This window comes from Corynebacterium sp. HMSC075D04 (assembly GCF_001815635.1).
GTDB lineage: Bacteria > Actinomycetota > Actinomycetes > Mycobacteriales > Mycobacteriaceae > Corynebacterium > Corynebacterium coyleae.
This window is the reverse complement of sequence record NZ_KV821338.1, coordinates 1-20,678: the sequence shown is the minus strand read 5'-3', so window position 1 is coordinate 20,678 and position 20,678 is coordinate 1. Positions and strand designations below refer to the sequence as shown.

At 58.4% G+C, this 20,678-nt stretch carries 21 protein-coding genes; 10 read left to right on the top strand and 11 right to left on the bottom strand.

The features are described 5' to 3' along the window. Positions 1–15: 15 nt before the first annotated feature. Entirely contained in the window at positions 16–1,557 is a 1,542-nt protein-coding gene (locus HMPREF3048_RS05135; RefSeq protein ID WP_070771389.1) for a DUF7782 domain-containing protein, read from the bottom strand. Continuing rightward, positions 1,550–2,101: a DUF3099 domain-containing protein gene (locus tag HMPREF3048_RS05130; RefSeq protein ID WP_083279411.1), complete on the bottom strand. Its 552-nt coding sequence runs from the start codon at positions 2,099–2,101 to the stop codon at positions 1,550–1,552. Before HMPREF3048_RS05130 ends, HMPREF3048_RS05135 begins: the two co-directional genes overlap by 8 nt. Before the next feature lie 48 nt (positions 2,102–2,149). Here HMPREF3048_RS05130 and HMPREF3048_RS05125 point away from each other — a divergent pair, with 48 nt between their 5' ends. From HMPREF3048_RS05125 to HMPREF3048_RS05115, 3 genes are read left to right on the top strand one after another with little or no spacing between them, the layout of a single operon-like run. Further along, entirely contained in the window at positions 2,150–2,407 is a 258-nt protein-coding gene (locus tag HMPREF3048_RS05125; protein ID WP_070422354.1) for a DUF3039 domain-containing protein, read from the top strand. After that, positions 2,404–4,161 (top strand): DEAD/DEAH box helicase, encoded by a 1,758-nt coding sequence (locus HMPREF3048_RS05120; RefSeq protein ID WP_070771388.1) that lies wholly within the window; start codon positions 2,404–2,406, stop codon positions 4,159–4,161. Before HMPREF3048_RS05125 ends, HMPREF3048_RS05120 begins: the two co-directional genes overlap by 4 nt. 52 nt (positions 4,162–4,213) lie before the next feature. Further along, on the top strand, positions 4,214–4,777 hold the full coding sequence (locus HMPREF3048_RS05115) for a DUF4190 domain-containing protein (RefSeq protein WP_070451290.1): 564 nt from the start codon (positions 4,214–4,216) through the stop codon (positions 4,775–4,777). Between the two features lie 109 nt (positions 4,778–4,886). On the opposite strand, the gene HMPREF3048_RS05110 is transcribed toward HMPREF3048_RS05115, so the two are convergent. Both HMPREF3048_RS05110 and ppgK read right to left on the bottom strand, forming a co-directional pair. Then, positions 4,887–6,329 (bottom strand): RNA polymerase sigma factor, encoded by a 1,443-nt coding sequence (locus HMPREF3048_RS05110; RefSeq protein ID WP_070771575.1) that lies wholly within the window; start codon positions 6,327–6,329, stop codon positions 4,887–4,889. Positions 6,330–6,638: 309 nt separating this feature from the next. Further along, the gene (gene ppgK / locus HMPREF3048_RS05105) at positions 6,639–7,457 is read right to left on the bottom strand and encodes a polyphosphate--glucose phosphotransferase (RefSeq protein ID WP_070771387.1); all 819 of its coding nucleotides are present in this window, start codon (positions 7,455–7,457) and stop codon (positions 6,639–6,641) included. A gap of 160 nt (positions 7,458–7,617) precedes the next feature. On the opposite strand from ppgK, the gene HMPREF3048_RS05100 reads away from it, so the two are divergent. Further along, complete coding sequence (locus HMPREF3048_RS05100; protein WP_070422359.1) at positions 7,618–7,911, top strand: DUF4193 domain-containing protein; 294 nt, start codon at positions 7,618–7,620, stop codon at positions 7,909–7,911. A 43-nt stretch (positions 7,912–7,954) separates the two neighbouring features. Here the strand turns inward: HMPREF3048_RS05100 and HMPREF3048_RS05095 are convergent, their stop codons facing one another. After that, positions 7,955–8,476, bottom strand: coding sequence for a DUF3093 domain-containing protein (locus HMPREF3048_RS05095; protein WP_070422360.1), 522 nt, complete (start codon positions 8,474–8,476; stop codon positions 7,955–7,957). Positions 8,477–8,532: 56 nt separating this feature from the next. Between HMPREF3048_RS05095 and dut the strand changes: the two genes are divergently transcribed. The 4 genes from dut (at position 8,533) to dxs (ending at position 13,342) form a co-directional block, all read left to right on the top strand. After that, positions 8,533–9,009 carry a dUTP diphosphatase gene (dut, locus tag HMPREF3048_RS05090; RefSeq protein WP_246818856.1) on the top strand — a complete coding sequence of 159 codons (477 nt, stop codon included), beginning with the start codon at positions 8,533–8,535 and terminating at the stop codon, positions 9,007–9,009. Between the two features lie 71 nt (positions 9,010–9,080). Further along, complete coding sequence (locus HMPREF3048_RS11790) at positions 9,081–10,031, top strand: DUF3710 domain-containing protein (protein WP_083316760.1); 951 nt, start codon at positions 9,081–9,083, stop codon at positions 10,029–10,031. Positions 10,032–10,033: 2 nt separating this feature from the next. After that, complete coding sequence (locus tag HMPREF3048_RS05080) at positions 10,034–11,293, top strand: class I SAM-dependent RNA methyltransferase (RefSeq protein WP_246818855.1); 1,260 nt, start codon at positions 10,034–10,036, stop codon at positions 11,291–11,293. Between the two features lie 129 nt (positions 11,294–11,422). Further along, positions 11,423–13,342, top strand: a complete 1,920-nt coding sequence (gene dxs, locus HMPREF3048_RS05075; RefSeq protein WP_070771385.1) for a 1-deoxy-D-xylulose-5-phosphate synthase — start codon at positions 11,423–11,425, stop codon at positions 13,340–13,342. Between the two features lie 4 nt (positions 13,343–13,346). On the opposite strand, the gene HMPREF3048_RS05070 is transcribed toward dxs, so the two are convergent. Next, positions 13,347–14,624 carry an HRDC domain-containing protein gene (locus tag HMPREF3048_RS05070; RefSeq protein WP_070771384.1) on the bottom strand — a complete coding sequence of 426 codons (1,278 nt, stop codon included), beginning with the start codon at positions 14,622–14,624 and terminating at the stop codon, positions 13,347–13,349. A gap of 16 nt (positions 14,625–14,640) precedes the next feature. Then, a complete protein-coding gene (locus HMPREF3048_RS05065) occupies positions 14,641–15,279 on the bottom strand; it encodes a DUF3000 domain-containing protein (protein WP_371325696.1) in 639 nt (212 codons plus the stop codon). 134 nt (positions 15,280–15,413) lie between these two features. On the opposite strand from HMPREF3048_RS05065, the gene hemQ reads away from it, so the two are divergent. Continuing rightward, positions 15,414–16,118: a hydrogen peroxide-dependent heme synthase gene (hemQ, locus tag HMPREF3048_RS05060; protein ID WP_180950015.1), complete on the top strand. Its 705-nt coding sequence runs from the start codon at positions 15,414–15,416 to the stop codon at positions 16,116–16,118. A gap of 13 nt (positions 16,119–16,131) precedes the next feature. On the opposite strand, the gene msrB is transcribed toward hemQ, so the two are convergent. From msrB to HMPREF3048_RS05040, 4 genes are all read right to left on the bottom strand, one after another. Then, positions 16,132–16,545 carry a peptide-methionine (R)-S-oxide reductase MsrB gene (gene msrB, locus HMPREF3048_RS05055; protein ID WP_070483781.1) on the bottom strand — a complete coding sequence of 138 codons (414 nt, stop codon included), beginning with the start codon at positions 16,543–16,545 and terminating at the stop codon, positions 16,132–16,134. Then, positions 16,542–17,777, bottom strand: coding sequence for a glycosyltransferase family 87 protein (locus tag HMPREF3048_RS05050; RefSeq protein WP_070771383.1), 1,236 nt, complete (start codon positions 17,775–17,777; stop codon positions 16,542–16,544). Before HMPREF3048_RS05050 ends, msrB begins: the two co-directional genes overlap by 4 nt. A gap of 25 nt (positions 17,778–17,802) precedes the next feature. Then, on the bottom strand, positions 17,803–18,573 hold the full coding sequence (locus HMPREF3048_RS05045; RefSeq protein WP_070614504.1) for a pyrimidine reductase family protein: 771 nt from the start codon (positions 18,571–18,573) through the stop codon (positions 17,803–17,805). A gap of 67 nt (positions 18,574–18,640) precedes the next feature. Next, positions 18,641–19,819 (bottom strand): multidrug effflux MFS transporter, encoded by a 1,179-nt coding sequence (locus HMPREF3048_RS05040; RefSeq protein ID WP_070771382.1) that lies wholly within the window; start codon positions 19,817–19,819, stop codon positions 18,641–18,643. Between the two features lie 151 nt (positions 19,820–19,970). Here HMPREF3048_RS05040 and HMPREF3048_RS05035 point away from each other — a divergent pair. Further along, positions 19,971–20,678: SLAC1 family transporter (locus tag HMPREF3048_RS05035; RefSeq protein WP_070771571.1), on the top strand; the 708-nt coding region annotated here is incomplete at its 3' end.

Sequence of the window (20,678 nt, the reverse complement as noted above, 5' to 3'; positions counted from 1 at the left end):
TTCCTCTGTTTCTGATCAGATAGCGGCGATTTCTGCGGGTAGGACAACGCCATGACGGACAAGATCAACTATGGCTGCCGAGCTGGATTGCTCAAGCTCATGTAGTGCAGCTTCGTCGTTAATACCGTTGGCAGCAGCGTAGAGCCCAGTGACGTCGCGAAGCGCAAGGCCTTGCGGGTGCAGCCCACGAAGTACGGAGAGCACCCCAGCATCCACGGTATGGGTAAACCGTGGCCCGTCCGTGCGAGTCACACGGATGACCTCGGGTGCGAAGCCGATACCGGTTTCGGTGTCGGCCAAACTGACCTCCTCAAGCGCGACCCCTGGGCGCAGCATGTATTGGGCATCAAGAACTTCGGCGAAGGATTTTCCACGCAGCCAATCGCTACGCAGGAAGTATTCTTCAACCTCCGGTGCTAAGCGGTCAGTGAAATGCTGGGATAGTTCCTCAGCGGTGACCTCAGTTGAGGCATCGCCGATATCTTCCAAGACGATCCACCCGAATCCGATTCCAGTGACGTTATTTTGCGCAAAGTGCTCCAGCCACCGTTCGGTGCGTTCGATGCCTTCAGCAGAGCGGGGGTCGATGGATTCGTCGCGAAGCCACGTGGAGACGTACATCCCCGGATCCACAACATCGCGTTGCAGCACCCAGGCGTTCACTCCTGTGCTGGGCAACCACGACGCCACCCGAGACTGCCAGGACGCATCCTTGCTGTGCACCCAGGAACCCAGGATGAAAGCACGGCCGCCTTCGGCAAGATGTTCCACTGCGCCGGAGACAACGAGTTCGGAGGCCGCATCAAGATCCAAGCCTGAATCGCGGTAGACATGGCCCACCTCGGGTAGTCCGACAACAAATGGGGGGTTGGCCACAATGCGGTCGAACCGTTCGCTCGCAACAGGTTCAAACCAACTTCCTTGCCTCAGTTCCACATTGTCTACACCGTTGGCAGCAAACGTCGCTCGAGCTAAGTCCAGCGCTCGACCGTGAACATCTGTCGCGACAACTCTCTTAGCAACGTGGGCCTGTGCAAGTGCCTGCACCCCCGAGCCCGTTCCCAAATCCAATACAGATGACACCGGTGTCTGAGGCGCAGCCGAAAGCAGTGATAAGGAAGCGGCGCCAACGCCGAGAACATGATCGTGTCCTGGGACGATGTCGGTCATCGACGCGTCGAGATCGGAAAAGACAAAGCGCTCCTTATCTGCGATCGCATGCGGGCGCACATCGAGTGCGATGTGAAGTTCGGCATTGTCGGTTGCAGGGGCGACCACGCAGTCGTCGATAAGCAGCTGCACGAGCTCTTGCGACAGCACATCACTGAGTTCCGCTGCGGTGCATGGCTCGCGCAAGATAAAAAACCGGATCAACCGCGACAAACGGGACCCATCCTGGCACGCGTGGCGCACTACTCCAGGCTCACCGCGAAACATCGCCTGCGTCGCGGCTGGCCCAAGGTGCTCAGCAATCCCTGCGGACGTAAAACCGGCCTTTGCCAATGCTTGGGCAAGAGTTTTCGCTGTCTCCGGGCTTACCGTTACTGAATCACTCATCGTTGTCTCCTGTTGCATCATCCCCACCGTCGTCGTGATCGATGATATCGGGCACGTTTGCCGTACTTGACGACGAACTCTCGAGCGCCGTACGACGAGAATTCTCCAACCGAATCTCCTCACGCACTACCGCAGGCTTGTACACGTTTTTTGAGCGTGCATCCCGCTTCTCGCCCTGTGCGTTGCCCAACACCACCGCAATCCAAGGCAGCGGTACCGAGACGACGAACAATATTGCCGCCAGCACCCACCAGCTCATCCACGCAGCCCAGATCGCGGCGAGGATGAACGGTAGGCGAAGCCCCTGCAAAATGGCGTACTGCTTCTCACGAGACTGCCGGTTTTGTTCAGGACTCGTCACCGCGTCTGTGATCAAAGCGCGGGCCATGCGACGACGCCGACGCGAGTGAGGCACAGAGGAGTCGACGACATCCTCGGCTTGAGCGTCAACCGTCTGATCGTCCTGGCTCAAACTAGAGAACAACCCGTCACGGGCTCGGTCCCGCGGATCAGAATCGGGGGAAACGTTCTCATTGGTGCTCATATGCGTCGAGGTTAGCCCTCCGGCTTAACCTCTCGCTCAATTTGGGGCATGATAGAGCGCGTGAACACGACGACGAAGACACTTGAACGCCCGGATTTGCGGGAAGATACCTCGTCGACAACCGACGACGGAACCCCGAAGTTTTTCCACTACGTCAAAAAAGACCAAATTGTCGACTCTGCGATTTCCGGCAAAATGGTCGTCGCCCTGTGTGGCGAAACCTTCCCGGTGAAAAAACAAGCAAAGCCCGGCTCTCCGGTGTGCCCGGACTGCGAGCGGATCTATAAGGGGCTGCGCCGCAAGTGACAGCCGCGTCTTCTGGGCCTTCGCTGCGCAAATGGCAGCAGGAGGCCCTCGATTCGTTTCTGAGTACCAAGCCACGCGACTTCATGGCTGTGGCAACGCCCGGCGCAGGTAAGACCACCTTCGCGCTCACGCTTGCCTCGACCCTGCTCGCTGACCGCACCGTTCAGCGCATTATCGTTGTCGTACCGACCGAACACCTCAAGCACCAGTGGTCGGACGCCGCCAAGCGGTTCGGAATGTCGTTGGACCCCAACTTCACCAACTCTTCGGCAGTCAACGCCGCCTACGACGGCATCGTCGTCACGTATGCGCAAGTAGGTATGCACCCCTTCAAACACCATGCTGTCGCTTCAGCACGACGCACGCTGGTGATTCTCGACGAGATCCACCACGCAGGTGACTCCAAGAGCTGGGGTGATGGTGTCTACGAGGCATACAACGACGTCGAACACCGACTCGCTCTGACCGGTACACCGTTTCGCTCCGACGACTCGCAGATTCCTTTCGTGCGCTACGTCGAAGACGGCGCCGGCCACCTCGTCTCAGAATCGGACTACACCTACGGCTATTCCCACGCACTTGCCGATGGCGTCGTCCGACCCGTGGTGTTCCTTGCATACTCCGGCGAAGCACAATGGAAGGACTCAGCAGGGGAGGAGTACTCAGCTCGCCTCGGCGAACCACTGAACGCCGAACAAACCGCACGTGCATGGAAGACCGCACTGGACCCGAAAGGTGACTGGGTCGCAGCCGTCCTTAATGCTGCACACACCCGCCTGATGAAAGTCCGCGCAAACATGCCAGACGCTGGCGGACTAGTCATCGCCACCAACAAAACCACCGCCCGCGCGTACGCGAAAATCCTGGAAAAACTTTCCAACACCCCAGTCACGCTCGTTCTTTCCGACGAACCAGGCGCCTCCGACCGCATTGATGAATTCTCGGCATCCCGCGACGAATGGATGGTCGCTGTCCGCATGGTGTCCGAAGGCGTCGACGTGCCACGCCTATCCGTCGGCGTCTACGCAACCTCAGCATCCACACCATTGTTCTTCGCCCAGGCCATCGGACGCTTCGTCCGTTCCCGCATGCCCGGCGAATCGGCCTCCGTCTTCCTGCCCTCCGTCCCAGTGCTGCTGCGCCTGGCTGAGGAAATGGAGGTTTCACGCGACCACGTCCTAGGCAAACCTCACCGCGAATCCGGCTGGTCCGACGAACTGCTCGAGCAGGCCAACCGCACCCAAAACGAACCCGACGAAACCTCCGGATACGAAACCATCGGAGCATCAGCGGAGCTCGACTCGCTGATCTTCGACGGATCCACCTACGGCACCCCAACAGTCGCCGGCTCTGCAGAGGAACAAGACTTCCTCGGACTGCCCGGCCTCCTCGACGCCGAGCAAGTACGCACCCTGCTGGCCAAACGCCAGGCCGACCAACTCGACGCACGCGATGCTGAAGAAAAAGCGCGCCGGGCAGAGGAACGACGCGCTCGTGAACGAGCAGAGATCCTCGGGGAGCCGCAGAAGGTAACACAGCCGGTGGAGGACACGCCCCAAAGCGCAACTGCAGCTGACGAACTCCCTCAGCTACGCAGCGAACTCAACGCGCGCGTATCCATCGTCGCCAGCAAAACTGGTCGCCCACACGGTGCGATCCACACCGAGGTACGAAAGGCCTGCGGAGGTCCACCGACTGCACTGTGTAGCGCGGAACAGCTCCGAGAACGCATCGCATACCTTCGTGACTGGTGACACCGAAGTCGGTACAGTGGGCGGGCACATTACGTAAAACGAGGAGAAACGAATGACTGACCGCTACAACCCCAACGGTTACCCGAACGACCCGAACGGCCACCCTGAGGGAGTCTCGCCCTATAACCAGCCGCAGCCGGAAGGCTACGACACAGCGAACAACTACGCGGGCTATGAGGCACCAGCGGGCTATGACACGGCCCAGAGCCCCTCCGCTTACGGCGCGCCCTACGGCACAGCGCCGGTAGGGGAGCAGAAACCTAATGGCGTTGCAATGGCAGCCCTGATTTTCGGCATTCTCTCGATCCCTGCCATGTTCACGTTGTTCGGTGCCATCATTCTTGGTGTCATCGCGGTGATCCTCGGCATCGTTGGTATCCGTAAATCGAAGAACATCGTGGGGCCGGGTTCCCGCAAAGGCATGGCGGTGACCGGCCTGGTCCTAGGCGCTTTCGCAATGATCGCAACTGCGGTGATGATCTTCTGGGGTGTGTACTTTGCCAAGGACATCATCGGCGATTGTGAACAGTACCAATCGGACAACGCTGCATACCAGAAGTGCATCGAAGATGGCTTCAATGAAAAGATAAATGAAATGGAAGGGTCCTCGAACTAAAGACCGCGGTGATACTCGCCGTAAACGAGTAGCACCGAGTAAAGCGCAAGCTCAGCGCCCCGGCAGATACATGATCTGGCCGGGGCGCTGAGCTTTGTCGCGTGAAAATTTAGTCCAGGTAGTCGCGCAACACCTGGGAGCGCGACGGGTGACGCAACTTCGACATCGTCTTCGACTCGATCTGGCGGATACGTTCACGCGTGACGCCGTAGACCTGACCAATCTCATCTAAGGTGCGCGGCATGCCATCGCTCAAGCCGAAGCGCAGGCGAACGACGCCAGCCTCACGTTCGGTGAGCGTGTGCAGAACGTCTTGCAGCTGATCCTGTAGAAGCGTGAAGGACACGGCATCCACGGCAACGACTGCCTCGGAGTCTTCGATGAAGTCGCCGAGCTGGCTATCGCCCTCGTCACCAATCGTCTGGTCGAGCGAAATCGGCTCACGAGCGTACTGCTGGATCTCGAGGACCTTCTCCTCGGTGATATCCATTTCCTTTGCCAGTTCGAGCGGCGTTGGCTCGCGACCGAGGTCCTGCAGCAGCTCACGCTGAATGCGGCCAAGCTTGTTGATGACCTCGACCATGTGCACCGGAATACGAATGGTGCGGGCCTGGTCTGCCATAGCACGCGTAATTGCCTGGCGGATCCACCACGTGGCATAGGTGGAGAACTTGTAGCCCTTGGAATAGTCGAACTTCTCAACGGCACGGATGAGGCCAAGGTTTCCTTCCTGAATCAGATCCAGGAATGCCATCCCGCGGCCGGTGTAACGCTTGGCCAGCGACACGACGAGACGCAAGTTCGCCTCGAGCAGATGGTTCTTTGCCTTGCGGCCATCACGAGCAACCGCGCGGAGATCACGCTTTACCGCAGGCGTGAGCTTTGCATCCTTGTCGCCTTCTGCAGCAGCACGTGCCATCTCGTCGAGACGGTGCTGTGCGTAGAGTCCTGCCTCGATGCGCTTCGCAAGAGAGACCTCTTGCTCTGCATCGAGAAGTGCAACCTTGCCGATTTGCTTGAGGTAGGCACGAACAGAGTCCGCGGATGCGGTCAGCTGAGCATCCTTGCGTGCTTGGCGCAGGGCAGCGGATTCTTCAATGTCCCAGACAGAAGAACCGTCGTCCTCTTCTTCCTCGTCATCTTCGTCTTCGGTCTCGTCGGCGTCGTCCATGGCACCGTCGAGATCTTCGTCGAACGCGTCGTCCTCATCGTCGCCCATGTCCGGGTCGTAATCCTCGGCATCGGTCGGATCCAAGGACTCGTCGTCCGCGCTTGTTGCCTCGAGATCCTCGGTCTCGGCTTCGTCCGCCTTCGCTGCAGCGGTTTGAGCAGCCTTTGTGGTGCGCTTCGCCGCAGACTTACGGACAGTTTTCTTCGCGGACTTCTTTACCGTCTTCTTGGCTGTCTTTTTCGCGGTTTTCTTCGCAGTCTTTTTAGCAGTCTTTTTCGCGGTCTTCTTCACTGCTTTTTTGGCTACTTTCTTCACCGTCTTCTTGGCAGGCTTCGAGTCGGTACCGGAACCGTTGCTCTCGCCACCGTTTGACGGATCCACAGGCTCGCCATGAACGGTGTTGTTGCTTGAAGCTTCGCTGGCTACCACGTACGCCCTTTCGACTCATCAGACTATCTCGGGGCCGGAACCTAGCAAGAGGTTCGGCCCACAACCACTGCGATGTGCACTTCATCGTTGTGAAGTGCAGTTGGTGCAGTGTTTGCTACCACTGGAAAACCAGGGTACGCAAGCACATAAAAATTTTCAGAACGCCCATCCTAGCAAGCAGGTGAACGTTCCATTTTTATGTGCCTACTGCACGTATGGGCGCGTAGCCCGAATATGCAGAATGTCAACACCCTACAGGATTTACCTATGAGGTGAGCCAGCGACATGACCGGCACCGGCCTTGGCAGCGCCCACGATGCCTGCTCGATTCAGTAACTTGGCCACAACTACTGGAGTGTTGACGTTCAGCAGTGGAACCCACTGGTCACTGTTGTCCGAAACACCGCCGCCAACGATGATGACATCCGGGTTGAGGAGTCGTTCGTATTCGCAAAGAACAGTTTCCACGCGCTTGGCCCAATCGGCGTAAGAAAGGCCTTCCCTCGTGCGCACGGCGGATGACGCAAGGTGTTCGGCCTCGGTGTCGTCGATAAGCAGATGCCCGAGCTCGCTATTGGCAAAGAGCTGACCGTTAGCTAGAAGCGCTGAGCCGATGCCCGTGCCAAACGTCAGAAACAAGGCAGAGCCGCGCTGTGCTTCGGGGCATCCGAAAGACACCTCCGCAAGCCCGGCTGCGTCGGCATCGTTGAGCACAGTGACATCGTGCTGCCCCAGCACGGTAGAGAAGAGCTCAACCACATCCGTGCCCACCCAGGTCGGGTCAATATTCGCCGCAGTGCGAGCAATGTTGCGGACAATCACGCTCGGAAGTGCAATCCCAACAGGGCCGGTCCATGCTGCTTGACGCGTTAACTGCGCGACGGCCTCTGCAATAGCGTTAGGGGTCGCCGATTGTGGCGTAGGCACCTCAAGTCTTTCACCGTGTAATTCGCCACTGTGAAGGTCGACAACCGCAGCCTTCAAAGAGGAGCCTCCAACGTCAACTCCAAAGCCGAACCGGGGAGAGGACTGGATCGTGCGTGGTGCGTGCGACTCGTTGTGTGGTTGAGGTGAGGTCATGTGCGCAGTGTACAAACTTGCACCCTTGTGCGGATGATGTCGAAAAAATGAGTTTCTACCAGCAAAGATGACAGAAGCATGGACGTGCTTTAGTATTCCGCTCAAATGTCGCGTGTAGAGGCGCGATCAAGCACGACGTTGAGCTGGAGGAACATCAAGCATGGCCACCGATTACGATGCGCCGCGCCGCCGCATGGACGACGACATCGAAACCGACTCCCTCGAAGGCCTGAAGGCAGCAGAGGTTGCAGGCAGCAGCATGGACGATGATGGGGAAATCGTTGAGCCTGTCGAGCCCCCGACGCAGGACCTCTCGGGTGAGGAACTCAATGTTGAGGTCAAGCCACGCCAGGAAGACGAATTCACCTGTGCGTCCTGCTTCTTGGTGCAAAAGAACAAGCGCCTCGCCTATGTCGAGGACGACGGCTCCAAGATCTGCCTCGACTGCGAGTAATTAGTACCAGGCGGCGCAAGCCGTTATCCGCTCCTCGCGGGGATTAGGAGCGGTCCTTAAGGCCCGGAACGAATGCATCAAGCACGGCTTCCGGGTCTTTTGCTGAAATGAGCCAATACGGCGTCGGATCCTCTGGGTCATCGAGCACGAGAAGAACATGCTCGGGCACCCACGACCGCGTGATGAGGAACGCTGCCGGATCGAGTTGCCTACCCAAAGCATTCTGGCGGGCGGAAGCCGGCACAACCGTCGCGCGGTCCACGACCGTACTGGGCAAGTTCGCATCCCCGGCGAGCAACCAGCGGGTCCCGTCAGGGTCCTGCTCAACGGTTAGGGTGTAGCGCGACAGCCATACTAAAAACCAGACCGCCAACGCGCCTGCGACAACAAAGCCGCCGACAAACCACCACATGTTGCGGTTCAGTGCGAGCTCGCCTGCGAGGAGCAGCGTCAGGCCTGCAACTGCAGCCCACCAGTACCAAGGCACCCATTGGCGCTCGGTATACAGCACTTTCGCTGCATCCGGAGCGGAAGTGTCGGAAGGATTCACTGGGTTCGTAGTCACCCCTCATACCTTAGGCATTGATATCGGAGGAACCCAGCTGCCGTATGGTTGGCAGCGTGGAAGAGCAACAATCAATCGCGCGTATCGACGACACCATCGGCCCAATCGCAGTTAAGCGACTTGACCCTGATTTGCCCTTGCCTCACCGGGCTCACCCGGAAGATGCCGGAGCTGACCTTTACTCCGCAGAGGATGTGATGCTCCAGCCAGGTGAGCGAGCGCTTATTGGCACAGGAATTGCGATTGCGCTTCCTGTAGGCACAGTGGGATTGATTCACCCGCGTTCCGGGCTCGCAGCAAAGCAGGGCTTGAGCATTGTGAATACTCCCGGAACCGTCGATGCAGGGTACCGGGGCGAGCTCAAGGTGTGCCTCATTAACACCGACCGGTCTGAGCCGATTGTCATCACACGTGGAATGCGTATCGCACAACTCGTCGTGCAACGTGTGGAACTGGCAAGCTTTCAAGAAGTGGACGAGCTCGATGAGACGGTCCGAGGCGCTGGCGGCTACGGATCGACTGGCACGAACTAACTCTGTGTCGCTCTGGGGGCTACAGTCTTTAGCGACGAAAACGTACTGAGAATTTAGAGGAGGTACCTGCAATGGCAATCTGGCCGTTCAGGAGGAAGAAGAAAGCCGAAACAACCCCGGAACCGCAGAAGGTTGTAGAGGAGTCAACCGCGGCACCGGCAGCGTCCGAGGCTGAGGCGCCCGAACCGGTTGCTGATACCCAGTCGGCATCTGCTACGGCAGATGCGCAGGTAGAGGCGCCGGAGCTTCGTGTGGCAGAAGGCGTGCAGGTCCTTACAGATTATGACCCGATCAATGGCTCCACGGGTCCGTTCGATGGCGATAACGTCAACATTGATGACTTTGACTTTTCGGACTTCTCCCAGGCCACGCTGAACCTCGGATCCATCCGGATTCCACTGCCGAAGGAATCCCAGGTCCAGGTGGAGATGGGCGAGCAGGGCCCCAAGATGGTTCACATCGTCACCCGCTTCGGCCGCCTGACCCCGGTGGCGTTTGCTGCTCCGCGAACCGGTGGTTTGTGGGAGGAATCTTCCGAAGAGATCATCGAAGGTATGCGTTCTGAGGGTATGCCCGTCGAAGTTGAGCAGGGACCCTGGGGTCAAGAGATCGTCGGAACCGGTACTAACGGCGTCATTCGAATCATCGGTGTGGAGGGGCCGCGCTGGCTCTACCGCGTGACACTTGCTGCTCCGTCCGGTTCGGAAGACCAGCTTGCGCAACTTGGTCGTGAAACGGTCGCGCGCTCGTTTGTTTACCGTGGCGACGACCCGATTCTTGCTGGAAACTCTCTCCCCGTTGTGCTTCCTGAGCAGCTGGCAAAGCAGGTGCAAGAGGCTGTGGAGGCGCGTGCTCAGCAGGCTCAGGGCGCTCAGGAAGCCCCCGCGGAGGGTAACCCGAACGTGCTGAGCGACGCGTTGCAGAAGATCATCGCTCAAAATGTCGAAGGCCAAAAGCAGCTCCGCGAATTCCGTGAGGCGCAGCGCGCTCAGCGCCAAGCCGGACGCGGTAAGTCCGAGTAGCTGTGACTGACGAGATTACTGCCGGCCTCGTGCTGAAGTTGTCTGTGAGGGCAATGGCGCACGGGGGAGAAGGCATCGCCGACGCCCCAGACGGGCGCGTCGTTTTCATCGCGGGCGCAATTCCCGGCGACACGGTTGAAGCGCGACTGACCCGTGTGAAAAAACGCTGGGCACGTGCAGAGCTTGTCAGAGTAGTGGATCCATCGCCTCACCGGGTCAGATCGGCTTGTCCTGCGGCAGCAGCAGGTGCGGGGTGCTGCGACTTCGCGCACATTGACCCGGCGGTACAGGTATCGCTCAAACGCGACGTTCTTCTTGGCCAACTCGGTGCGCTTGCGAGCAAGAGTGGTGTTGTCGAGGCGGATGTCGTCGAGAAGCAATTGCGGGTTGTGGAGCTTGAACCCAGAACTGGTTGGCGCACCCGTGTCCGCATGGGCGTTGACCCGCAAGGACGAGCCGGAATGCGTGCACTGAAATCGACAGACGTTGTCGGTGGTGTCGTGTGTAGTCAGGTCGCGCCGCAAGTGCTCGACGGCATCATTGGCGACGACGCGGCTCGATACACGCCCGGCAGTGAGATTGTGGCGGTCGTGGATGCCCGCGGGAAACGTCACGTTGTGGAAACACAGTCGGCGCAGCGTGGCCGACGCGTTGAGCGTATTCACAAGGTGCTTGAAGGCCCGGGGTTGGTCACCGAGGTGGTAGACGGTCACGAGTTTTCCTTTCCCCCGACAGCATTTTGGCAAGCGCACCTCAACGCGGCGCAAACCTATAGCGACCTCATTAAAGAATGGGGAAGCGACAACTACACGCACCGTAACGGATGGGATCTGTACGGAGGCGTTGGTGCATTTGTGCCTGCGATCAATGAGGCAATCGGCGGCGGCAGGATCGACAGTGTTGATTACTCCGCTTCGGCGACGGCGAACCCACAGCCAGTGGAAGACGAGTTTGATGTGCATCGCCACAATGTGAAGGTGGAAGTTGGAATCAGCGAGCTTCCGGCTCCGGGACTTGTTGTCTTAGATCCGCCTCGGTCAGGGGCAGGGCGTGATGTCGTCGACAAGATTGCGCAAGCGGCTCCAGAACGCATCATTCACATCGGTTGTGATCCAGCAACCTTTGCGCGCGACCTCGCAGGCTTTGGCGCGCACGGATTTAGAGTCGAGCACATTGCTCTTATCGATGCTTTTCCCAATACTCACCATTTTGAGGTCATGGCATCACTTGTGCCTGACCACAATAGTGGTGCGGAGGAATAGGGCCAACCAATTTCGGAGTGTAAGCTGACCAGAACCGATTCCGCACTACGCAACGTGCGGAAACCATACGGGAACACCGCAGATGCGGACCGCATCGCGGCGAAAAACCTGAAGGAGAGCGACAGGATAGTGGGACTGCTCGAGCATATTGAGACACCGGCAGACGTGCAGAAGCTCGCGCCGAGCCAGCTCAACGCGCTCGCGGACGAGATCCGGCAGCTGCTCATCCAGAAAGTGTCAGCAACCGGAGGACACCTCGGACCGAACCTCGGCGTTGTTGAGCTGACACTGGCGCTGCATTACGTTTTCGATTCCCCGAACGACCCAATCATCTTTGACACGTCGCATCAGTCGTATGTGCACAAGATTTTGACTGGACGTGCGAACCAGTTCGATTCCTTGCGCAAGAAGGGCGGTCTTTCTGGGTACACGTCGCGATCTGAATCAGAACACGACTGGACCGAATCTTCCCACGCCAGCGCCTCGCTGTCCTATGCGGACGGTCTTGCCAAAGCGAAGGAACTCACCGGTAATTCGGACGATCACGTCATCGCAGTTGTCGGTGACGGAGCGCTCACAGGTGGCATGTGTTGGGAAGCACTCAACAACATCGCGGCTGGAAACCGCAACGTCGTCATCGTGGTTAACGACAACGGCCGTTCGTACTCTCCGACGATTGGCGGGCTGGCCAATAACCTGACCAAGCTCCGTGACCAGCTTGCCGCTATTCGGATCCAGCCTGGCTACGACGAGGTCATGGAGTCTGGGAAAAAGACCCTCAAATCTATGGGGTGGGTCGGAGAGAAGACCTTTGATGCGTTGCATGCGCTCAAGGAGGGCGTGAAGTATCAGGTTCTTCCAACCGAAATGTTCCCGGACCTTGGTATGAAATATGTCGGTCCAGTCGAGGGGCATGATCTCAAGGCACTGCTCAACGCCTTTAAGTATGCCAAGCGCTACGAGGGGCCGTTGATCGTGCATGTTGTCACTGAGAAAGGCCACGGTTTCGCCCCGGCAGTCAATGACGTAGCCGACCAGATGCACTCTACCGGCGTGATCGACCCTGTAACAGGAAAAGCACTGGCCACCTCTAAGCCAGGTTGGACCGCCGCTTTCACCGAAGAGCTGCTTCGCGCAGGCCACGAACGCGATGACATCGTTGCGATCACTGCGGCAATGGCGGGGCCAACCGGTCTGCAGCCATTTGGTGAGCAGTTCCCAGACAGGTTCTTCGATGTGGGGATTGCGGAACAGCACGCAGTGACGTCTGCCGCTGGTATGGCACTCGGTGGATTGCACCCAGTTGTGGCGATTTACTCGACTTTCCTCAATCGTGCTTTTGACCAGTTGCTTATGGATGCAGGTTTGCTCCACCAGCCGGTTACGTTAGTGCTGGACCGTGCAGGCGTAACTGGCTCCGACGGCGCAAGCCATAACGGTGTTTGGGATATGGCGATCGCATCGATCGTCCCGGGTGTCCGTATCGCCGCACCTCGAGACACTCAGTCGTTGCGCGAAGAGTTCAGGGAGGCCCTTCTTGTCGACGACGCCCCGACGATCGTACGGTTCCCGAAGGGCTCTGCCGGCCCGACGATCCCGGCACTGCGAAACGTCGGCGGTGTAGATATCCTCGCCGAACCCACAGGTGATAGCAGCGATTCAGAAATCGACGTGCTACTCGTTGCCGTCGGCGCATTTGGTCAGGCCGCGCTCGAGATTGCAGATGCGCTTGTCGACGACGGTATCCGCGTAACTGTTGTCGATCCCCGTTGGATCATTCCGGTCAACGCCGCGCTGTGTGACCTGGCTGTCGAAGCTGACATGGTTGTGGTCTATGAAGACGGCATCATTCGAGGCGGCGTCGGATCTGCTATCGCTGAGGCGTTTTCGGCAGCAGAGGTGGACACACCGCTACGCCAACTCGCGTTTCCGGATGTGTTCCCCCTGCACGGGTCCCGCGACGAAATCCTCGAGGAGTATGGACTCGATGCGGAGTCTGCCGCCCTGCAGATTAGAGAGTGGGCACAGCGACTCGCTGACAGCGAGTAAGGCGCTATTGAGCGCGCTTCCTGCGACGGCGACGTGCTGCAGCTCGCCCAGATGACGGGGTTTTGCCCTGCGGGATTCCTGCTGCTTTCGCTTCAGCTTGGGCCCGTGCGAGCAGCGGTGCCGTAAGGGCGATCTGCCATGGGCGTGCCCCAGCACGCTTCAGTTGCATAGCAGCAGCGTCAGTGCTCCATACGGCGTCGGAGTCTGGGGCGGTCCACATAACTTGTCGCAGCACTGCAGAAGAGAGCAGCATATCTGGACGGATGTTTTGTTGCGCCGCCACTTCAGATACGTACTTTCGCGCCGACTGCAATGCGTGCCAGGAACGTGGGTAGTCGTGTTCCCACACAATTTTTGCGGGAGGGTCAGTCGGTGCAGGCTGCGCGGGGGTTGGCCATTGTTCGGGGTTCTCAGCGAGCGCCTGTTCGACGAGACTAAACCAGAATTTGGCTTTCGTTGTATTGAGCGATCGGTAGCGCAGGCAGTTTCGTAGTTCCCATGGGGAGGATGGCACAGTACGAGCGATGGTGACGATTGATTCGCTCGAGAGCATGTGACCGGGAGAGATGTCTTCTTTTCGGCAATGCTCGTCGCGGGCGGTCCACAGCGTTTTAGCGAGCTGCAGGCTCCTGGCGGAGCGTAGCCCTGACACTCCCTTCATGTCACGCCATGTCTCATTAAAGGGTGCGTTGTCCGGTCCGAGCTCGTTGACAATCCGCTCAAACTCCTGCTCGGCGAACGAAAGCTTGCCTTCGTTGTCCAATTGCTCGGCGAGAGCCTCTGCGAGATCGTGGAGGTGTGCGACATCTAACGCGGCGTATTCTTGCCACGTTGGTGGCAGAGGTGTGGTGGACCAGTCCTCGTGGCCGTGACCTTTTTTAAGTTCTACTCCCACGAAGTGCTGCACCATCGCCGCCAAATTTGGCCTATTAAACCCTGCGAAGCGGGATGCGAGTTCTGTGTCAAAGATTGTGCCTGGGTAGAGACCGAGCATTGCGAGCGACTTAAGATCATCGACGGCAGCGTGGATAATCCAGTCCTCACCGTTGATGACGGGAGCGAGGGCATCATGAAGCGCGTCCCGGTTGCCTTCCGGGGCGAACAGGTACGTATCGGTATCTCGTCGATAAATCTGCACGAGGAACGCTCGGTCGTCATAACGAAATGACGCTGCGCGCTCGGTATCGATGGCGTAAGCGCCTCGACCTTCTGCCAATGCCGCCGCTGCGCGAGAGAATTGCTCGGGAGTTTCTACGAGGTGGTACTGCACCTGGGATGTCATGTTGCGTAAGTATGCCCTAGCGTGCGTTGAGCTGTGTCACACCCTCTGGTGGAAGCCCGGCAACATGTGCCAAAACCTTGGAAAAAGCCTCGACGTGGCTCTTCAAGTCGATCCCCTCAGCAGTCCAGGAGGCGCGCATCTCCAACTGGTATGCGCGGGGAGGTCCACCGATCTCACCGAAGCGTACTGATGCGGTCGACGTAACCGTGCCGCCAAGATTGGTGAACCCAGCACTGGTCTCCGCGAGCGATTCATTGAGCCACTGCCAAGCGACGTCAGGTAGCAACGGGTCTGACGCCACAGCATCATCCATGTCCGCTTGGATATAGGCCACCAGCCGCATGGTGCCCTCCCAGGCCTCCTCGGCGGCAGGGGAGTGCAGCAGGATTAGTCGGCCGAAAGCATCGCCTTCTGAATCGACCGGGATGTTGTCACCGTCCTCGTTCGGGTGGACTACTTCGAGCCCCACAGCATGGCTAAACGGTGCTGGTCGCTGCGGCGGTCGGATAGTCCCGAGGGAAATCTCAGGACGAAGCTGGGCTGCATGCATTGACTCGACGGCCTTAGAAAAATCCGCCGGCCAGTTCTCGTTTGCGCCTTCCCCGAGCGTATCCGCACTATGTGTGGAGGTCTGGGGGGTGGTGTCCGGATTCATCACACGCATAAAGGTATAGACCCGTTGCGTGTGGTGGGGGAGGCGCGCCGACATATCGTCGAGACGCAATGTGCGACAGCGTAGACTCATTACGACTTTAGTTTGATCTGCCGTATCGGCAGGGAAGGAGCGTCATCATGGCCAAGCTTGACTTTGCGAAACTCAACGCCACGCAGCGTTATCTGCAGTTTGCAGTGTTCCGTGCAATTCCCGGTGCTCTTGGGACGGAACGTACTCGTATCATCGAAGAAGCGCAGGCTTTCTTCCGCAAGCTTGAAGAAGAGGGCGTCGTTGTTGTTCGTGGCATCTACGACAACACCGGCATTCGTGCTGATGCAGACTTCATGATCTGGTGGCACGCAGAAGAGTTTTCCGACCTACAAAAGGCACTGGCTGATTTCCGACGTGAGACTGCGTTCGGTCAGCTCGTTGAGGTGAGCTGGCTTGGCAACGGTTTGCACCGTCCTGCAGAGTTCAACAAGTCCCACCTGCCGAGTTTCATTATGGGGGAGGAACCGGGTGACTGGATCACGGTCTACCCCTTCGTTCGCTCGTATGACTGGTACATCATGGACCCCCAGAAGCGTCGCCGAATTCTTTCTGAACACGGCCAAGCCGCCCGCGACTTTGCGGACGTGCGCGCGAACACCGTCGAGGCGTTTACGCTCGGCGACTACGAGTGGATGCTGGCATTTGAGGCGCCAACGCTCGAGCGCATTGAGGCCCTGATGAAGACGATGCGCTACACCGAGGCCCGCCTGCACGTGCGCGAGGAGGTTCCGTTCCAGACCGGACGTCGCGTCAGCGACATCGCGGAGATCATCAACATCCTGCCGTAGGCCGGATGAGGCCCTAGGCCTCTTCCAGCGTCAGGCTAATGGAGTTGATGCAGTAACGCAGGTCGGTGGGGGTGTCAAAACCCTCGCCGGCAAACACGTGGCCGAGATGAGAGCCACAGTTCGCGCAGAGTACTTCCGTACGGATCATTCCGTGAGAGCGGTCTTCGCGCTCAATAATCCGATCGCCCGCCAGTGGGGAAAAGAATGCTGGCCACCCGCAGTGTGCGTCGAACTTTTCTGAGGACCGAAACAGTTCCTCACCACATGCTCTACAACGGTAGACACCTTCAGTGGTGGTGTTGGTGTATTCGCCCACACCGGGTGCCTCGGTGCCGGCCTCCCGCAGGACCCGAAACTCTTCAGGGCTAAGTTTTTCTCGCCACTGTGCTTCGGTGAAGTCCTTGTAATTTGGTTTGGATTCGCTCATTGTCGCGTCCTCTCCTTTTGTGGCGCCGATGTGATTTGAGTAGACCATACCCACGATGCCACCGCGACAATAAACACGGCCCATCCAAATGTGGGAAGAAAAGTGTTCAGCCACCGTCCAAGCAGTATCGCGTCAGGCGTAACCCAACTCAGTGGCGCGAGACATAAAACGGCGCCCAGCCACGTTGGCCAAGTGTGCAGGGGGCTGGCGCGGTGAAACACAGTAAACAGGGCGGGGAAGAGCATCATCGAGTAGTACGCCTGTCCGAGTGAGGACAGTAGGCATACGCCTGCGAGCAGGACGCCGGTGCTCAGGGTCAGCCAAAGCCATTCGTCGCTATAACGCCAGCGGGCTAAACCAATGATCGCCGCCGCAACAGCAGATGCAGCGACGACAAAGAGGATGGTGTGCGCCCAGGCAGGCATACCGAAATAGACGGCAAAACCTGCGAGCGAAGAGTTGGCATAGTCGCGTGTGATGCCTAGATACGGCACAACAACGCCGATGTAGTCGCGAGCACCTGGAGTCAGCGGCCAGGCAATGACGTTGAGGAATACAGGTACGGCGACACCGCTAGCAACTACCTTCCACCGCATTTTCATCAGTGGCAGTACGAGAAGCGGAGCGAACATTGGCTTGACGACGACCGCCAGCCCGAGCACGATACCCGCACCGACATCACGCCTAGCGAGAAACAACGCGATAAACGCAGTCAGGGCGAGAAGCAGTACGCCGTTGATGTTCGAAAACACCAAGGTATTTGTCACGGCTTCCGTCATAAATGCAAGGGCTAATGCGATTGGAAGCACCGGGTGAGACATGCGGAAGCCCGCTAGCCGCGTAAGCCATGTGACTGCAGCAATAATGCAAAGCGCGTTGAACAGGATGAAAAATGGCCTCGCGCTTTCCATACTTGGAAGCATCCCAAGAGGAGAAAGTAGCAGCGTAGCACCCGGGTTATAGAGGTAGTGCGGGTCAACGTGCTCGTAAATCTCGTTGTACACAGGTACTCGGTCGACGAAGCGGCGTGCCGCCGACCAGACCGTAGTGAAGTCGTCGGTCACCGATCCGGTGCGTGCGAGGACAAAAAGCCTGTGCACGATCAAGATGACTGCCAGTGGCCAAGCCAAAGCACCTGCGCCTCGAAGCGTGGAGGTTGGTACCTCCGCGTGGGAACGCGTCGCGACGGGCGCTGGGGCGACCCAAAAATCATGGAGGCGAGTTTGCAACATCACGGGTGATACCGTACCGGCTCGATTAGCCTTTTCGGTCCCGCACCCTTCGGTAACGGCAAAACAGCAGGGAATCGCTTGTTGCTTTAACCGACTCGAGAACAAAGGGGATGTTGCGATCGTCGTCACTGTGCCCGAACAACCTCACTTCAGAAGGCTGCAGCACTGCGTGAGGGCTGATGGTGTAATGAAATACGTCTACCGCGTCTTCATTCAGCATCTGGGTGTTGAGCTGTGGACCTCCCTCGCAAACGATGCGGGACATACCGTGCATGTGCAGCGCTTCAATTGCTGTTCGCATGGAGTCATCTACGAGCGGGAGGATGCTGCCACCAGCCTCGGTGATGTCATGTGCGCGAGCAGCAACCTCAGGTGTATCGAGCATATCCTGGGGGACGGCGAATATCGGCGCTGCGAGACTATTGGAGAAGAGCTGCGAGGACGTATCAAAACCGAGGCTGCGGCTTAACACCACAATCGGAGGCGCGACAGACTGCCCGTTTTCCTTCCGTTGTTGCTGTTTCTCTGGCGAGACTCGCGCACCGAAGTAGTCTTCCTTTCGTACCGTTTCCGCACCAACGAGCACTGCATCAGACCACACGCGAAGGGCGTTGAGCAATGCGAAATCGGTCGCATTTCCCAAGCCGGCAGATGCTCCCTCGATTGCGGCAACCCCGGTGAGCGAAGCAATACCAATCAAGCGTGTCTCGCACTCCCCAGGTGGAAGAACCGGCCCAATCAATACCTGCGTGTCGATCGAGTCGGGAAGCTGGTCTGAGGTGTTGGGGGTAAGCATCGTCGTTAATTGTAAAGCGGTTTTGTTTCTGGCCTCGTGGTTTTGGAACGTGGTGGGTTGAAGCTGATCAGCTTCGGTGAAAGCGTGAGCTGATGCGTGCTCCCGTAAGCGCCAAACCAGCGCAGGTGAGCACGCCGAGCGCCATCGCAGCGGCTGGGTTTGGGCCGAGCGCAACAAGTGGTGGAACGAGTCCACCGATAATGAATTGGAAGAACCCCATGACACCGGTTCCGGCTCCGGTACCGATGTCTCGCACTTCCTCGATAGCGAGAGCGGAAGCATTCGCCATGATGAATCCCGCCATCGCGGAGAGGATTGCGATAAAAGGAATCATTGCGGTGCTTGGACCCAAAATGGAAAATGCGAGGAGTATCGCACCCACTGTGAGATCAACTCCGAGTGCGACGGTAAGGAGCGCGCGCGGCTGGTGCCGCTTGAGCAGCCGCATGTTGAGCGTGTTGCTCAGTGGAATGAGCAACGCGATGCTCCCGAAGACGAGAGAGAATGTGGTTGGGCTCAGACCGAGCTGCAATTGGAGGACTAGGGGAGAAGCCGCGATGTAGGAAAAGAGCGTGCCAAAGCCCAAACCTGCAGCCACCATGTATCCAGTGAACGCGGGACGTTGTAGACAGCGCCCCATCCGCGGAAACATCTGGCGCAAGGTGCCACTTGTCCGCTTGTGGGAGGGCAGCGTCTCGGGAACGAGCCACAAAGCGACAACGAGCTGCGCAAGATTGACTGCAGCGATTGTCCAAAAAACGCCGCGCCAGGTGAATGCGGGAATGATGAGGCCACCAAGCACCGGGGCGATTGCAGGCATAAACCCGGAGATCGCCATGAGCGCTGAAAGTCCGCGCGCGGCTTGTTTTCCGTGAGCAATGTCGGGGACGACAGCACGAGCAACGACGATCGCGCATCCACCTGCGAGGCCTTGGAAGAAGCGGGCGCAAATGAGGAATGCGATGGAATCGGCTAGCGCGCAAGCCACCGAGGCAACAAGGGCAACGGCGGAAGCCACAATAATGACAGGCTTTCGTCCGGTCCCGTCGGAAATCGCCCCAAACAAGAGATTGCCAAGGGCCATACCGAGCATGAACCCGGTAATGGTCATCTGGGCAAATGAGTGTGACGTCGACAAACTCGTCGCAAGCTCTGGCATGCCCGGGAGGTACATGTCGATGCCCAGGGGGCCAGAGGCGGTAAACAAAGCCAGCGCGGCGAGGAGGCCACCAGAAAGTTTCTGCACGCCGGTAGGATAGCCGCTCCGGATTTTGGTGAAGCGATGCCTATTGAAGTCTCATGACCATTGCAGTGAGCGAGAACAGCAGAGGCAACAATCGGGGGAGCTGCACACACAGATTCGCTAATAGGTTGGGAACAGGCATAGCGTGGCTATCATGCAGTTGCCAAAGTACGGTCCGGCGTGGGCCGGTGCCTTGATGGGCACTTCAATTGCCTCCACCTTGTCTGGTTTGCATGGCTTTCGTCTCTGCCAGATCGCGTTCGCCCTGTGTGCCGCTGTGTTGCTTGCGGTTTTTACGGTGGGCGCTCGACATGAGCCTCCTCGCCACCAAAATATGGCGGCGTGGGGCATGTACACGATGGGGCTACTGTCTTGCGGCTCAGCGTGGACCGCGCTGACCGGTAACGATGGATTCCAGTTGGCCAGTTGGTGGATCGGTGCACCGCTTTCCGCACTAGTGTGTTTGTGGCAGCTTTGGGCGTTTTGGAAGCGACCGAGCCTCTATGGAAAACCTGCGTTTCCCTGGGGCCTTGCGTTGGTCACGCCAATGGTGGCCGCAACGTCTGGAGGGCAGCTATCCGATGAGCATGGAGCGCTCTACCACTATGTCGGTGTGGTGTGTTTCTGGCTCACGTTGACAACGGCAATTCCGCTGTTTGCCTATTGCTTTTGGTCATTCATGCGCCACCGTTACCACCCAAGTGGCGCAGCCGCAGGTACAGCCTGGATCCCACTAGGCGTCGTCGGGCAATCGACGGCCGCATCTACAGTGCTTTTCGACGCCCACCTCTACGGCATTGTCATGTTCGTGATCGGAGTGCCGTGTTCTGAAGTGTCCCAGGTTTTGTTCCGTTTGAGTAGA